This window comes from Paenibacillus sp. FSL P4-0184 (assembly GCF_038004625.1).
GTDB lineage: Bacteria > Bacillota > Bacilli > Paenibacillales > Paenibacillaceae > Paenibacillus_AQ.
Genome location: NZ_JBBORN010000001.1, coordinates 170529 through 187894, shown reverse-complemented (window position 1 = coordinate 187894; position 17366 = coordinate 170529). Strand labels below are relative to the sequence as shown.

6 protein-coding genes are annotated in these 17366 nt (G+C 42.3%); 2 read left to right on the top strand and 4 right to left on the bottom strand.

The annotated features are described in order from the left end of the window. Nucleotides 1–22 precede the first annotated feature (22 nt). From MKY52_RS00780 to MKY52_RS00770, 3 genes are all read right to left on the bottom strand, one after another. On the bottom strand, nucleotides 23–2341 hold the full coding sequence (locus MKY52_RS00780) for a glycoside hydrolase family 65 protein (protein ID WP_341049284.1): 2319 nt from the start codon (nucleotides 2339–2341) through the stop codon (nucleotides 23–25). 322 nt (nucleotides 2342–2663) lie between these two features. Continuing rightward, on the bottom strand, nucleotides 2664–3320 hold the full coding sequence (gene pgmB, locus MKY52_RS00775; RefSeq protein ID WP_341049281.1) for a beta-phosphoglucomutase: 657 nt from the start codon (nucleotides 3318–3320) through the stop codon (nucleotides 2664–2666). Between the two features lie 223 nt (nucleotides 3321–3543). Next, nucleotides 3544–4590, bottom strand: a complete 1047-nt coding sequence (locus tag MKY52_RS00770) for a LacI family DNA-binding transcriptional regulator (RefSeq protein WP_042186323.1) — start codon at nucleotides 4588–4590, stop codon at nucleotides 3544–3546. A 743-nt stretch (nucleotides 4591–5333) separates the two neighbouring features. Here MKY52_RS00770 and MKY52_RS00765 point away from each other — a divergent pair. Beyond that, entirely contained in the window at nucleotides 5334–13091 is a 7758-nt protein-coding gene (locus tag MKY52_RS00765) for a pullulanase (protein ID WP_341049279.1), read from the top strand. A 168-nt stretch (nucleotides 13092–13259) separates the two neighbouring features. Here MKY52_RS00765 and MKY52_RS00760 read toward each other — a convergent pair whose 3' ends face one another. Continuing rightward, a complete protein-coding gene (locus MKY52_RS00760) occupies nucleotides 13260–15005 on the bottom strand; it encodes an alpha-glycosidase (RefSeq protein ID WP_341049277.1) in 1746 nt (581 codons plus the stop codon). A 927-nt stretch (nucleotides 15006–15932) separates the two neighbouring features. On the opposite strand from MKY52_RS00760, the gene MKY52_RS00755 reads away from it, so the two are divergent. Then, nucleotides 15933–17267: a sugar ABC transporter substrate-binding protein gene (locus tag MKY52_RS00755; protein ID WP_341049275.1), complete on the top strand. Its 1335-nt coding sequence runs from the start codon at nucleotides 15933–15935 to the stop codon at nucleotides 17265–17267. Nucleotides 17268–17366: the final 99 nt, after the last annotated feature.

Below are 17366 nucleotides of genomic sequence, written 5' to 3'. Positions count from 1 at the left end.
AAGGGTCTCTTGTGGTGTCGGTTTATACTGTGACGGAATTGCTGTCAGCAGTGATGCTGCTTAGTCCGTTCACGGTATATTCTTTGTCATAGATAGTAATAGAAGCTGGAATATCAGTTTCATTCGTAACCGTAACCTGTGCGTCCGAAACGCTTACTTTTAGACGGGAGCCGCGGAACATGATTTTGAAAGAGTACGCTGTCCAGTGACCTGGGTTCGATGGGCTCAGAGCCAGTCTGCCATCATGAACACGTAATCCGCCGAAGCCATGTACGATTGACATCCAAGTACCGGCCATACTAGTGCTGTGTAAGCCGTCTTCGGTATCATTGTTATAGTTATCAAGATCCAGTCTTGAAGTACGCAAGTACATTTCATAAGCCTTATCCTTATATCCTAGTTCGCTGGCTAGAATAGAGTGGATACAAGGGGATAGAGAGGACTCATGAACAGTGATCGGCTCGTAAAAGTCGAAATTCCGTTTTTTGGTATCCAGATCGTAGCGGTCCCCTAGGAAATATAATCCCTGCAGAACGTCTGCTTGTTTAATGAAGCAAGAACGAAGGATACGATCCCAAGACCATTTTTGGTTTAGCGGCAGGTTCTCAGCTGCCAGATCCTTGACTTGAATAATCTCTTTATCTAGGAAGCCATCTTGTTGCAAGAAGATACCCAGTTCTTCATCTGCAGGATAATACATTTTGGCAATGATATCATTCCATTTTGCAGTTTCGCTCTCTTGGAGTCCTAGTTTGTCAACTAGTTCTGCATAGCGTGTGGATTCGTTCTTTTTCAGATAATCCAGAGCTTCTAAGGTATATTCCATAGTCCAGGAAGCCATCCGGTTGGTGTACCAGTTATTATTTACGTTATTTTCATATTCATTAGGTCCCGTTACGCCAAGCATCACGTATTTGTCTTTACGATTTGCATAGTGAACACGTTCTTCCCAGAAGCGGGAGATTTCCACCAGAACTTCAAGGCCATATTGACCAAGATAAGCTTTGTCTCCTGTGTAGTTCACATAGTTGTAAATCGCATAAGCAATAGCACCGTTACGGTGAATTTCTTCAAATGTAATTTCCCACTCATTGTGGCACTCTTCGCCATTCATTGTAACCATTGGGTACAATGCGCCTTTTGCGAAACCAAGCTTACGAGCATTTTCCTTAGCCTTCTCCAAATGCTTGTAACGGTAGATCAACAGGTTGCGAGCAATAGAGGAGTCTGCTGTACTGAGATAGAAGGGAACGCAATACGCCTCTGTATCCCAGTAAGTGCTGCCGCCGTATTTTTCACCTGTAAAGCCTTTAGGTCCAATGTTCAGACGGTCATCTTCACCATTGTAGGTTTGGTTTAGCTGGAAAATATTGAAGCGAATCGCTTGCTGTGCCGAAACGTCACCTTCAATAATGATGTCGCTTTCTTTCCATTTCTCTCTCCAAGCTTCTATTTGCTCTGTCAGAAGGGTTACAAAACCAGCTTCCTTAGCAGCTTGCAAAGCAGTTTGAGCGGCATCGACCAATTGTCCAAGACCGTGATTACGCGAGGTTACGTTAGCAACATATTTATAAATGACGACTTGATCGCCAGATTGTACGGATACATTCATTTTGCTGGCTACATATTTCTCTTGTTCAATGGCTTCAGCATCAGCGTTGACTTTCTCACCGTTGACAAGGATATCAAAAGCCATAGCAGAGGTTACATGGAAATCGAGCTTTTTAGTCTTAAGGGTGAGGTGTCCACCTTCAGTGCCAGCTTGCTTCTCAACTTCATTCCAGAATTTCTCGTCGTAGTTGGAATCCTTGTTCTTCACGTCACCGTCGAGATAGGGAGTGATCGTAATCTTGCCTGAGAAATTCACAGGAATGATGGAGTAACGAATAGCACCGATTTCTTGACGAGTCATGCTGACGAATCGGATACTCTCAACTTTAACTTCCTTACCATCTTCGAGTGTGGCAGTGAAACAACGGGAAAGCGTACCTTCCTTCATGTTAAGAACACGACGGAAATCGGAAACCGTACATTTTGCCAGGTCTAAAGGAGTTCCTTCAATGTCGATGTTAATACCGATCCAGTTCGTGCTGTTCAGTACTTTAGCAAAATATTCAGGATAGCCGTTCTTCCACCAGCCGACCCGTGTTTTGTCAGGATAGTACACGCCCGCCATGTAGCTGCCTTGTAGGCTACTTCCACTATATTGCTCTTCAAAATTAGCTCGACCACCCATAAATCCGTTGCCAAGGCTAAATACACTTTCAGAGATTTCTTGTGTCTGTGGATCAAAGGATTCTTCAATAATGGACCATTCATCAATTGTTAAATATTGTTTCACGATAACCGGCTCCTTTAAATATGTTGTGAGGATATATAATGAACAAATCATTCTTCCATTAAAATTCCGGTGGTATAAGTGCGACTGCGAGGAATCTTTGGACTTTCGATCGCTGTTATAATCAGATTTCTATATTTTAGCCGCGTTTTGCGGATGAAATCTGATTATAAAGGCGAACGCTACGCTTCTACAGTTCCAAAATTCCTCTCCGTCACCTCATCACCAGAAATCTAATGATTAATACTTAGTTCATTTAATTGTAGGTTAGATGTAGCAGGGCGAATCACATTAACACTTTCAGTTGATTAATGTTCGTTAGACTTTAAGCAAAAGATTTTTTGAGTTGTGACACATTCATATGAGCGAGTGATGGAACAACGATGTTCGCCGCATTGAGCGTTTCCGGTGAACCAATACCAACGCTGAACATTCCAGCACGCGACGCAGCTTCAATTCCTGCTTCTGCATCTTCGAAGACAACACAGTGTTTAGGATCAGCGCCAAGTGCTTTAGCTCCTAAAAGAAAAACTTCCGGATCAGGTTTAGCAGCACTTGTGTGTGTGCCATCGATGATTGCATCAAAGTAAGGGGTCAATCCGGTATTATTTAATATCGTCATTGCGTTCTTACTAGCAGAACCGAGGGCAACTTTGATGCCATTCTCACGGCACTCTTTCAGAAAATCAAGCGCACCTGGCAAAATCTCTGAGCTGTCCATTTTCGCAATATATTCGACATATCGATTATTCTTCTGTTCCGCAAGCTTAGCTTTCTCTTCTTCATCGATAGTTAGTCCGCCGATTTCCAGCAAAATATTTAGCGAGGCAGTTCTGCTGACTCCTTTAAGGCGTTCGTTATCTTGTTCTGTGAAGAGAAATCCTAATCCATCTGCAAGCTCTTTCCATGCGATATAATGGTATTTGGCAGTATCAACGATAACACCATCCAAATCGAACAAGCAGGCTTTAATTTCCGTCATTGTAGTACCTCCTAAAATTTGTGACAGTATCGTGATCCATTGGGTAATCGTATCTGAATTTGCTTTCAATTCGTATAAGCTTTGCTAAAGATGTTAAGTTTATCTTAACCTCAGATTCGAATATCCACCCTGAAAAGAACTGGATCAAGAAGTTTTAGTAATTTAGCGCAAACGTTTGTACAGATTTTCAAAAAATAAATGAAGCGTTGATCGCTTCACTTATTCATTCGGTTTTGTTCTTAGCATGAGAGTACATGGATGACTCTCTCACGATCAAGCGATGTGGAATAACAAATCGGTTTGTATAACCAGCATCGTGGTTCGGACTCTTGATATTCTGGATAAGTACCTGAGATGCAGTGTAGCCAAGATGATAAATTCCAATATCAATACTACTGATCGGAGGGCTGGATAATTCAGATAATGGAATATTGTTAAAGCTCACAATAGCGAGATCGTCAGGCACTTTGTATTTCAGCTCATTCAATCCGCGTAAAATTCCGAACGATACCATATCATCCACTGCAACTAGAGCAGTAGGCCGATTAGGCAAATTCATGAAAAAAGACATCGCTCTATATCCGCTATCCTGTAGAAATTCACCTTCTACAATCCATTCATCACGCATTTCAAGACCGCTATTCAGCAGTGCTTTACGGTATCCTGCGAGACGATCGCGAGAAACAATTAGATTAGGCGGTCCACTTACGAAGCCAATACGTTCATGACCCATTGAAATGAGGTGGTTTGTAGCATCATATGCTGCCATCACATTATCGTTATCGACAGATAAAATATTCTCATATCGATCACTTCGGCCTACCAGTACGAATGGATAATCGTTACTCTCTAGAAAATCAATAACAGCATCATCTGTACGAGAATAAAGCAGAATAACACCATCTACTCGACGACCCTTTAGAAGTCTTGAAACGGCTTCCAATTCTTCCTTCTCGTTTGCTCCGGAGCTAATTAACACGTCGTAGCCGGAACGGCTAGCTTGTGTAACGATCCCTCGGATTAATTCCATAAAAAATAGATTTGAGAACAGCTCTTCAGCTGGTTTAGGAAGACTGAAGCATATGCTATTTGTAGTTTTCGACACTAGACTCTTAGCCATCATGTTAGGTGTATAGCCCATATCTTCCATAATAGCTTTGACCTTGCGGGAAGTTTCCAGGCTGATTCTGGGGTGATTGGACAATACCCGGGATACCGTGGAGGGAGATACTCCCGCTTTCTTGGCCACATCCTTAATGGTAACTGTCATAGAAACCTCCTTATGGAACCGTTTGCTTTACACAGTAATATTAATCTAAGAGTTCTAAATTGTAAATAGATAAAGTCATTTGGAAGGGCAATATTGCTACTTTTGGAAAGAGTATTAGAAATTTATGTGTAAAATTGTTTGTTTTCACCAAAAAAGTATGAATGATTTAGCAAGATTGATCTTAATATGTATAAAAGATATCCGATTTCTTTGAAAGGAGCATTTCGTAAATGCAAACGTGTGGCTTAAATTTTTTGGAACAATTCGATTCGAGGAATGGAATTAGAGAGACATTCAAAAAAAGGGATAAATCCTAAATGGGATTATCAGGTTTACTTTTCTTTATTTTTACTTTTATGATAATTTGAGTTCGTTAAACACATAAAAATACTGGTTGACAATACCATAAATACAGCATTAGTATGTAAATCAAAATATAGCAAGCGTTTACATTGGGCGATTTTGGATCGATATCAGTTGTGTTAAGGAATAATTTTTATGTACTTAGGTTTGTGCACGACTATTTGCAAACGTTTGCACTAAATTCATGGTTTTGGTTTGATCTTTAACTTTGATGGGAGGATGATGCTGTTAATCCGGTTTGACGAGCCGCACACATAGACCTTCTCCAACCACAGAAGGAAGACGCATGATTTCATAACCTCAGAATAATTGGCGGGGTTCGAGAAATTATGTATCCGCTTGCACAAAGGGAATTCATAATTATGGGAGGTTTTACAAAAATGAAAATAAATTTATGGGGTAAGAGGACGTTCGCGATCTTCATGATCGTTGCTCTTGTGTTCTCCAGTCTCGGCTTACACCCAGTTAAGGTTTCAGCAGAAACGACAAAGGTAGTTTTGGTCGGTGATTTGCAATCACAGTTTATTTCTACTGGAGCGGAAAATCCCGGCAAGGATTGGGATGAGAGATCAGTAGTCACCCAAATGACTTACTCAGACAATGGGTTGTATTCTTTTACTGGGACTCTGCCAGCAGGAGAATATAATTATAAGGTTGCTCTGAACGATAGTTTTGATGAGAGTTATGGCTACGGAAATTATACCAATCCTAATGGAGTTGATAATAAAGGCGATATCCACATCAAGCTAGAAACAGAAACGACTGTAACCTTTTATTATAATGACATCAATCATAAAATAGCTGATTCTACGTACTACACGCCAATTGCTGCGGATAAACTGCCAAGATTGACAGGAAACCTGCCAGCAGAGGCGTTGTCCACGTTATCAGATCCTGATTTTGATGGTGTGTACAGTACAGTTGTTACTGTGCCTCAGGGAGATTACACATATAAGGTTTCTGTTCCAGGAGCCACAGAAGCAGAGGATATGTCTTATCCAGAAAGCGATCTAGCGTTGAGTCTACCGTTAGATCTTAAGGTAACCTTCAAGTACAATACTGCAGATCACAGTGTGACCGCAGAATATAAAATCCCTACTGAATCTGTAGAGGTTACACCAGTTCCAGCAGGGCACATTCGTGTTCACTACAAAGCTAGTGATTACACTGATAAGGGATTGTGGTTATGGGGTGATGTTGTAAATCCTTCAGATAATTGGGCTATGGGTGCGACCCCTTTCCCTGAAGGACAAATGGATTCTTATGGTGCATATGTTGATGTGCCGATTAAGGATGGGGCTAAGAAAATCTCATTCATCGCACTTCAGCGTGCAAGTGGTGCTAAAGATGGAGGAGATAAGAACTTCTCGATTAATACTCCACAAACTAATGAAGTATGGATCACAGAAGGCTCTGATGTAGTTACGCCTTATGAACCGGTTAAGCTTCCGGCAAATACTGTTCGGATCCATTATATGAGATCAGATTCCAATCAAAGTCAGTATGGATTATGGTTGTGGGAAGATGTAGCAGTTTCACTTAAGGATTGGCCTAAAGATGCAGTTCCATTCCGAGCAGATCAAGTAGGTCGCTTTGGTGCTTATATTGATATTCCATTGAAAGAAGCTGCAAAAAAAATTGGGTTTCTCGTAGTGAACCCGTTGAATGGCGATAATAAAGACGGCGGTGACAAAGGATTTACTCTACTGGATCGTTACAACCAGCTGTGGATAAAAGAAGGAGACAACAATGTATATGTATCTCCATTTGGTGAAACACCTATCGGTTTAGTGTCCGCTGAGGTGTTATCGACAAGCAAAATCCTTCTTGGCTTCACGTTAACTGACGGCTTGGATGCAGCAGCATTGAAGAATGAGATTACCGTTAAAGATAAAGACGGTGTTGCTATTCCTGTATCGGCTGTAACCATTACTAGCAAAACTTCAATTGAAGTTGATACAAAAGCCTTTGATCTGGATAAAGTTCCGCTTAGCGTTACTTATTCAGGTAAAACGGTCTCTGCGGCTAGTGGTTGGAGAATGCTTGATGAAATGTACAATTATACAGGAGATGATCTAGGGGCTACGTACAACGCTGACAAAACAGCCACGTTAAAATTGTGGGCTCCTAAAGCTAGCTCGGTTGTCGTAAATGTGTACGATAAGAATGACTCCAACGTGCTTGTGGGCAGTGTTGACTTAACGAGCGGTGAGCAAGGAGTCTGGTCGGTGGACTTAAAGCCGACTGATTTGACAGGCACTACTACAAACGATGTAAGAGGATTCTTTTATCAATATGAAGTGACGAATGACGGTGTAACCAATAAGGTCCTTGATCCTTATGCTAAATCAATGGCGGTATTTACTGTGGATACCACAGGTGCTGCTGGTGCTGGCGGGGATACAGTCGGTAAAGCGGCTATCGTTGATTTAAGCCAGACGAACCCGGATACCTTTGGTTATGCAGATATTAAAGGCTACGAAAAACGCGAGGACGCAATCATTTATGAAGTCCACGTCAGAGACTTTACATCCGATGTATCGATCGAAGATAGTCTGAGTGGCGAAAGATGGGGCTCTTACAGCGCCTTTGAAAAGAAGCTCGATTATATTAAATCTCTCGGTGTAACTCATATTCAATTGCTTCCTGTAATGGCTTGGTATTACGGGGACGAAACGAAGATGGGGACTAGAGAAACAGATTATTCCGCTAAAAACAATGAATACAACTGGGGATATGATCCTCACAACTACTTCTCTCCAGATGGTGCTTATTCTCAGAAACCTGCTGATCCTGAGGAGCGGATTAAAGAATTAAAAGGATTGATTGACGCCGTACATGAAGCTGGAATGGGTGTCATTCTGGATGTAGTGTACACACATATGGCTAAAAAAGAATTTTTAAACGACATCGTACCTAATTACTACGCGTTCCAAGATGCAAATGGCAACTTTATCGGAGGTTTCGGAAACAATCTGGCCACCAACCATAAGATGGCTGAGAAGTTGATGGTTGATTCCGTGAAATACTGGTTTGAAGAGTACAAGATAGATGGAATGCGCTGGGATATGATGGGCGATGCGACAGCAGAGGCTGTTCAGAATGCTTATGATGCCGCGGCAGATATTAATCCGAAGGCACTTTTTATCGGTGAAGGCTGGAGAACATTCGGTGGTGCCGCAGCCGATCCTTCCCTTGCTGGAAAAGGGGCAGATCAGGACTGGATGGATAAAACGGATAGCGTCGGTGTTTTCTCTGATGAATTCCGTAATGAATTGAAATCTGGTTATGGTTCCGAAGGTCAACCTAGATTTATTACAGGCGGAGCGCGTCCAATAGCGACAATCTTTAACAATATTAAGGCGGAGCCCTCAAATACGCCTGCTGATGATCCAGGTGATATCGTTCCGTACATCGAAGCGCATGATAACCTGACGCTGCACGATGTTATTGCACAAACGATCAAGAAAAATCCTGCCATTGAGAAGAATGAGCTTGAAATCCAGAAACGGATTAGACTTGGAAACATGCTTGTTCTAACCTCCCAAGGCACTGCCTTCATTCATGCAGGCCAGGAATATGGGCGTACCAAGCAATGGAATAGCACTTCGGTTCCTCAGGATAAATACACTGAAATGTTTGATAGTGAAGGCAAATCCTTTGGTTATTTTATTCATGATTCGTATGATTCTTCGGATGCTGTCAACATGTTTGATTGGACCAAAGCAACGGATGAATCACAATTCCCAGTACAGAACACGACAAGAAAATATACGTCAGGTCTGATGGAATTGAGAAAGTCTACCGATGCATTCCGATTGGGCGACAAGGATCTGGTTGATTCCAATGTTAACCTAATTCCTGCACCAGAAATGAAGACTGATGATCTTGTCATTGGCTATTCAAACAAAGCTACTGATGGCACAGGTATCTATTATGTCTTCATGAATGGCGATAGCTCGGCTAGAACTCTGACTTTATCGGAGGATTTGACGAGTGGTCAAGTGGTTGTTGACAATGATGAAGCTGGTGTTACTGCGGTTAGTCAACAGAGTGGTTTCATTTTAAATGCGAGTTCAATCAAGCTTGATCCTTTGACTGCAGTGATTATCAAAATGGAAGCTGAAGCCGCTACGCTTACTTCTATAGAGACCGATAGTGCAAGCTACACGCTGGCAGCAGGCAATACGCATCAAACAGCTGTTTTTGCGAAGTACGACGACAACAGCAGAAGAAATGTTACGCAATTGGCTACTTATACTTCCAATAAGCCTGAAGTGGCTACAGTAACCAATAAAGGTCAAGTGAAGGCAATTGGTAATGGAACAGCTGTAATTACCATTACTTATGGCGGTATTTCTACAACCGTTACAGTTAAGGTTACGGATAAGAGATATGTTCTGTTCACTTATACCCGTAGTGATAAGGATTATAAGGATTGGAACATCTGGGTCTGGAATACAGGAGTTAAAAATGATCAGATTGATTTTACAACCTTTAAGAATGGCACAGCGAGTGTTTTGATTGAGGTTGCTGAGAATGCGACAAGTGTAGGGTTCGTCCTTCGTAAAGGTACCGATTGGTCGATTAAGGACCCTTACGGGGATGACCGTATCATTCCGCTGACGCCTGGTGAATTATTCACTAAAGTGAATGTAACTAGCGGGGTGAAGGAGTTTGATATCAAACCAAGTATTAGCGGTCCTATCCTTAAAGATGGAACGATTACTTTTAGATATCGCGATGATGCCTTGTTCCGTAATGGAAATATGGAAGCGATCACGGCTGCTAAAGTAAAAGTGAATGGAAAAACATATCCAATGGTTTATGATTCCGCTAACGAGTGGTTCACTTACACTTTGACTGATTTAGTAGAAGGTACGTATAAGTATACGTTCTTGATCACGAAAAACGGAATCACTACTGAATTTACAGATCCTAAGAATACAGTGAATGATGAATCTATTGTTGTGTATCATATTCCTGACGTTAAGATTACGACATCCGTAAATCCGGAAGCAGTTACATCTAATCAGAATGCGGTTGTAACCATCAATGTAGTGACTTCAGAAGAGGTAACATATTCAGAGGGATACATGGATTTAACCAATCTTGGGGGACCAAGCAAAGTTAAGCTGGATACGGGGCTGATGAAACAGACAGTTGCTGTGAAGGACACGGTGTCAGCGGGGATCAAAAATATTCCGATTACGCTCGTGGACCAGTACGGAAATGCACATAAAGAAAATGCTAAACTCGAGGTAAAAGCGAGAACCTACACAGGTGATAAGCTGGATTTTGATTGGGATGAGGCTCGTATATACTTCGCGCTTACAGACCGCTTCAAAGACGGAGATCCAACAAATAATGAGAATGTAGATAAAGATCAACTGGAAGCATACCACGGTGGTGATTTCCGAGGAATGATCGACAATCTCGATTATTTGCAAGAACTTGGTATTAACACGCTTTGGATTACGCCAATTGTAGATAATATTGATTTTAATAAAGGCGATGGCTTCAAACAATACGGATATCATGGCTATTGGGCCAAGGACTTTACAAAGCTTGACGAGCATCTTGGTGATATGGAGACCTTCAAGGAATTGATCGAAAAGGCACATGACAAGGGCATCAAGATCATGGTCGACGTTGTACTCAATCATACGGGCTACGGTTTAAAGGCTGAGGATAAAGAGCCGACGATTACAGCTGAGGATAAAGCACGTTTTGAAGGAATGCTTCGTACGGATGGTGTATCCGCGGATACAGATCCAATCAAAGGCGAGCTTGCAGGCTTGCCGGATTTCAAAACGGAAGATCCAGCCGTTCGTGAAAAAATTATCGCTTGGCAAACAGGGTGGTTAGATAACGCTCGGACGGAACGTGGAGATACGATTGACTATTTCCGTGTGGATACAGTCAAACATGTAGAAGATACAACTTGGAAAGCATTTAAAAATGCACTGACTTCAATTGATCCAAACTTCAAAATGACCGGTGAATACTTTGGCGGAACTATTGATAGCAATGGTGGAATGCTCGAAAGAGGCCAGATGGACGGACTGCTTGATTTTGGATTTAATGATGCTGCGAAAGACTTTACTGATGGTAAAGTTAACAGTGTTGATTCCTATTTGCAGGAACGAGAGTTAAAGATTGATAACACGAAGATGATGGCTCAATTCCTGAGTAGTCATGATGAGGATGGCTTCTTGTCTAATTATGTGGATGGAGATAAAGGTAAGCTAAAAATCGCAGCCGCTCTGCAAATCACAGCCAAGGGACAGCCAGTCATTTACTACGGAGAAGAACTGGGGAAATCGGGCAAAAATGCAGGAGACATGACTAAAGGTGAGTTCAGCGAGAACCGTAAAGATATGCCTTGGGATCAGTTGACTGCAGAAAAGCCACTTCATGATCATTATCAGAAGCTGTTGAATATCCGTGCAAAATACTCCAAAGTGTATTCCAAAGGTACGCGCACGAAGCTGGCAGGTTCAGATGATTTAGGTTATTTAGCCTTCAATAAGTCTTACGATAATGAGAACGTCGTGACGGTTATTAACACTAAGACAAGTGAGGAATCCGTAACGATTCCGGTACCGTTTGCTGCCAATTCATCTGTGAAGGATGAGTACAGCGGTAAAACATACACGGTATCCGAAGATCAAAAAGTAATCATTGATCTACCAGGTAGAGATGATGGGGGTACGGTTATTCTGGTAGAGGCATCGGATGTAACACCGACACCAACACCAACGGCGTCACCAGAGGCAACTCCGACACCAACAGTGTCGCCAGAAGCAACACCGACACCAACAGTGTCGCCAGAAGCAACGCCGACACCAACCAAGACACCAGAATCAACGCCAACACCAACGAAGACACCAGAATCAACGCCAACACCAACGAAGACACCAGAAGCAACACCGACACCTACGGTGACACCAGAAGCAACACCGACAGTAACACCATCGCCATCGCCAGAAACAACGTATGGACCAATTGTTGTTAGCCCAACAACTCCTGCCGATATGCAAGTTGTCAGTGAGGACAGTTTGAAGAATGGTAAAGATGGAAAGGTACAAATCGATATTGCTGCAGGTAAGACAGCGGTGCTGTTACCGTTGCAAGCTGCAAAAACATTGGGATCTATTGATTTAGTATTTAAAGTGGGGGATCTATTAGTTACTATCCCTAACAAACTGTTAAGCACAATACCAAATTTAGCTTCAGGTGTAGAGGCGGAAGGTGCTCAAATCCTATTGGAGCTGAAACCATTGGTTCAGTCTGCTGCGAAAGCATTAGTAGATGGTTTAAACAAAGAGGTGGGGAGCGTAACTTCGCTTTCCGATGTGTTTGAACTGAGACTTAGCATTTTGAAGAAAGATGGTACCCGGATTGTAGTTAAGAAGTTCGATGAGCCAATCACGATATCGTTTAAGATTAAAGGCCAATCGAATAAAGATCTATTAGGGATCTACTATTTAGGCGATAATGGCGAGCTTGAGTACGTAGGTGGTCAACTGAATGGAGACGTGATATCTACACAGGTCACACACTTTAGTAAATATGCCGTACTCGAGATTGTTAAGTCGTTTAAGGATGTTCCAGCTGCTTATTGGGCATTCCATGCCATTCAGTCCCTTGCAGCAAAACAAATTGTTTCAGGCGTTACAACAACCGAATTTAATCCGAAGAGTAATGTTAGTCGTGCGGAATTTACCACATTACTAGTTCGTGCACTTGGTTTAAATGTGGAAGGGTCGGTTCAATTTACTGATATCAAGTCAGATGCATGGTATTCATCATACGTAGCAACAGCGTCTAAGCTGGGCATTGTTAGTGGTCGAAGCAAGGATACTTTTGCGCCGAATGCATCCATTACCCGTGAGGAAATGGCTATCATGGTGATCCGTGCGCTTGAAGTGAAGTCTGGTAAGAAGATCGAACCAGCAGTGGGTGTCACGACATTTGCAGATGCATCTAGCATTAGCAAGTGGGCAGATAGCTACGTGAAGACAGCAGCAGGTCTAGGGCTTCTGCAAGGCAGAGAGAACAATCAATTTGCTCCAAAAGGGTGGATGACCCGCGCCGAAAGCGCACAGATTATTTATACACTACTGAGCAAGTAAACTGGACTTCGGTGTGCTGATTGTTAGTGCACCGAAGTATTAGTAGTTGGTTAGTAATGTGACAGTCGTTCTTAGTCATCTCTAATAGAAAACAGGGTATCCCACAGCTATCATAGCTAGTGAGATACCCTGTTTTGTTATGTTTTATATGGCCAAAGGCATTTAAATCTAGTTGATTGCTTTAAGTATGGCGAAACCATAAGCAGGCATCTTCACGTTCAGCTTGCCACGCTCAGCACGCACTGTATCGGCCGTGAACAAGTTCTCCCAATTTCGCTCGTCTACGTCAATACGGAACGTTTGAGCGGTCTCTTCGCTATTGATCAGTACAACTATAGTCTCAAGATCCAATCGGCGCTCGTAGGCTATCTTACTGCCTTGTCGACCTGCCTCTAAGAAAGTAAAAGTCCCCGTGCGAAGTGCAGGTTGCTCATTGCGGATTTGAATGAGCTGACGGTAGAATTCGAACAGATCACGATCCTGCTTCTCAGGGTTCCACTCCATGCATTTACGACAACCTGGATCACCTTCACCGTCCATTCCGAACTCGTCGCCATAATAGATACAAGGAGTACCCATAAAGGTGAACTGGAATAGTGCAGCTAATCGCATTTTATTTTTGTCCCCAGCAGCCAGCGTGAGTAAGCGTGGAGTGTCATGACTATCTAACAGATTGAAGGCAACTTCACTTGCTTGCAGTGGGTAGCGCGATAACTGTCTACCAATAGAGTTGGCAAACCCCTCTGCATCAAGGTTACCATGAACAAAAAAGTCTAAGACAGCATCAGTGAAGGGATAGTTCATGACGGCATCGAATTTATCACCCTCCAGCCACGGAGCAGACTCATGCCAGATTTCTCCAAGGATGTAGGCCTCCGGATTAGCGCGCTTTACCACCTTGCGGAATTCACGCCAGAAATCATGATCTACTTCATTGGCTACGTCGAGGCGCCAACCATCGATTCCAACTTCTGTAATCCAGAATTCAGCGACCTTCAGTAAGTACTCTTTAACTTCAGGATGTTCGGTATTAAGCTTTGGCATATGTGGTTCAAAGGCAAAAGTATCATAAGTAGGAATCCCGTTTACAACTTGAAGCGGAAACTCACGAATATGGAACCAGTCTTTGTAAATAGAGTCTTCTCCCTTTTCCTGAACATCTAAAAATGGAGCGAAGGTTCCACCGGAGTGGTTGAATACTGCGTCTAACAGCACACGAATACCACGTTTATGGCAGAGGTCGACGAGTTTTTTTAACGTTGCAATATCACCGAAATGCGGATCAACTTTCATGTAATCTTCTGTATCGTATTTATGATTAGTAGTTGCAGTGAAGAGTGGTGTGAAATAAATAGCATTGATGCCAAGCTCGTTAAGATGATCCAGATGATCAATAACCCCTTGCAGATCGCCGCCAAAAAAGTTGGTTGGTGTTGGCTCTGCTCCCCATGGCTGAACATCCTTTGGATCAAGGCTAGGGTCGCCATTTGCAAAGCGTTCAGGGAAGATCTGATAGAAAATAGCATCCTTTACCCAGGCAGGTGGAGTGAACACATCAACAGGGTTAATAAATGGGAACTCGAAAAGCTTGTTTGGATTTTCTGGCCGGTTCGTTTGAAAATCATTTTCGGTCATCCAAACTTTCTCGTTATCCTTTTGCAGTAAGAATCCGTATTTCAATCGGCGATAGATGGGAACTGAAGCACATTCCCAATAATCGAACATAGCATCAGAGGTGAAGAGGGTCATGGGAATTAGCTCTTTCGTGGTATCCCAAGTGTACTTATCCCCTGCAAAAGCAAATACTTCTGTTAAATCCCCTTTTTTAGCGCGGAGACGCAAGTGAATCGTACTCTTATTATAGGCATAAGACCAATTTAACCGCGGGCGATGGTACACAGCTTCCAGTAACATGAATAAGTCCTCCTAAAGTTTTGTAAGCGATACTTCCCTGACCAGCTTCGGCAAAACTACTTCGAAAGCATACGCTTAGTTTTGTAAGCGATACTTCCCTGACCAGCTTCGGCAAAACTACTTCGAAAGCATACGCTTAGTTTTGTAAGCGATACTTCCCTGACCAGCTTCGGCAAAACTACCTCGAAAGCATACGCTTAAGTTTTGTGAGCGATACTTTTCCGAACAAATGACCACAGCGCGTGAGGTTTAGAATGTCGCTATTGTTATTGGTTGCACAGTTTTTTATGCAACATGCGCAAATGTTGAGGCAAACCTGCACATAACAAAGAGGCACAACCGCCGCGAAGTAGCTTGTCCGAGGTTGTACCTTTCATAAGTAACATTGCCTTTTAGTTATATAGAACAGGAGGCAGACAATAGATGCAATGATTCATGTTGGGTTGCCTCTTAACGATTTGGATTATAGCATGGAATAAAAGGGCTTTCAATACTCTTGTTCAAACCATTGCACAAATTTTCACTTGAGTATATGAGCGTTTCTGCTGCCCGATAATTGTAAATCTATTGGAAAAGTGAATTTGTGGCATATCAGGGGCAAATAAAATAGCAATTCCAATTTTAAACACATGAATAATCGATTAATTAAAAGATATCATGTGAAAAATGGAGATAAATGCCTATAGTGTTTATTAATTAATGGAAAATGGTCAAATATGGTATGTGCAAACGTTTTTAAAAACAAACGATACTGTTGTATGATGTATTCATGAATGAAGCGCTTTCTTGCACTGCGAATTGCATCTCAAGAAGGAGCGAGCTAAAAGAATAACTTTTTTTTTAGCTTTTCTGAAATCGTTTGCGCAAATTTCTAGCTCTACTATTTTATCATCTTATGCTTTTTTAAAATTGGGAGGGGTTAAAGTAATGAAGTTAAAAAAAGTGATGGTTATCACCGCTGCTGTCTCTATGGCACTGTCCGTTACAGCGTGTGGTTCGAGCAACAATGGGAATGCCGGGGGAAACAATGCAGCAAAAGCTACTAATGCTGCTAACAACACTACAGAGACTGCAGCGCCAGAGACCACAGATGCAGCAGCAACAGAAGAAATTGTACCTGAAGATGGAGCGACACTAGTTGTATGGGAAAGTAAGGAAGAAAGACCATTCGCAGATGAAATTGCTAAGCAGTTCACAGCAAAATATAACGTTCCAGTCAAGATTGAAGAGTTGGCACCACCAGATCAAGTAACTAAACTTACGCAAGATGGTCCTTCAGGATTAGCAGCAGACGTTGTTCTTATCCCTCACGACAACTTAGGTAAAGCGGCAAGTGCGAGCTTGGTTCTTCCTAATGATGTCTTCGGTGAAGAAACAAAAGCTAGCAATACTGAAGCTTCGATTATCGGATCTTCGTATGAAGGCGAATTGTATGGCTACCCAAGAGCAGCAGAAACTTATGCATTGTTCTACAATAAATCACTCGTTAAAGAAGCACCTAAGTCTTTCGACGATGTTCTTGCATTCAGCAAAACATTCACAGATAAATCCAAGAACAAATACGGAATTATGTGGGAAGTAGGAAACCTGTACTTCAACTACATGTTTATCGCTTCCGATGGCGGATACCTATTTGGTAAGGACGGTACAGATAAAGACGATATCGGACTTGCTAATGATGGAGCTGTTGCAGGACTTAAAGAATTTGTGAAAATGAAAGAAGCATTGCCAATTAAGAGCGGAGATATCAATAGTGATATCAAACGCAGCTTGTTCAACTCAGGTGATGTAGCGATGGATATCACTGGTCCTTGGGAGCTTGGAGGATACAAAGCAGCTCTTGGAGATAACCTTGGTATCGCACCGATCCCTACAGTAAATGGCAAAACAGCTATTACATTCTCTGGTATCAAAATTTTCGCAGTTAACTCGTTTACTCAATATCCGAATGCTGCTAAATTGTACGCTCATTTTGCTTCAAGCAAAGACGCTCAATTGTTACTGAACAAAACGATCGGTTCTGTTCCTACAAACAACGAGGCGCTTCTTGATCCACAAATCGTTAATGATCCATTCGTGTCCGCTTTTGCAGCACAAGCTAAGAGTTCCCAACCAATGCCTTCTATCCCTGAAATGGGTAACGTTTGGAGCCCTGTAAATGCAGCGCTTCCAGAAATTTGGGATAAGGGTGTAGATCCAAAAGCAGCAATGGACAAAGCCGTTCAACAAATCAAAGATTTGAACAACAGTTCATCGCAATAAGGATCATAAATCACAGTCTTAACAGCATACAGTGAATCAAGCTGCCCGTCGCATGTTTAGCGGAGGGCAGCTTCTTATTTTCACTCGGAGAGGAGAACG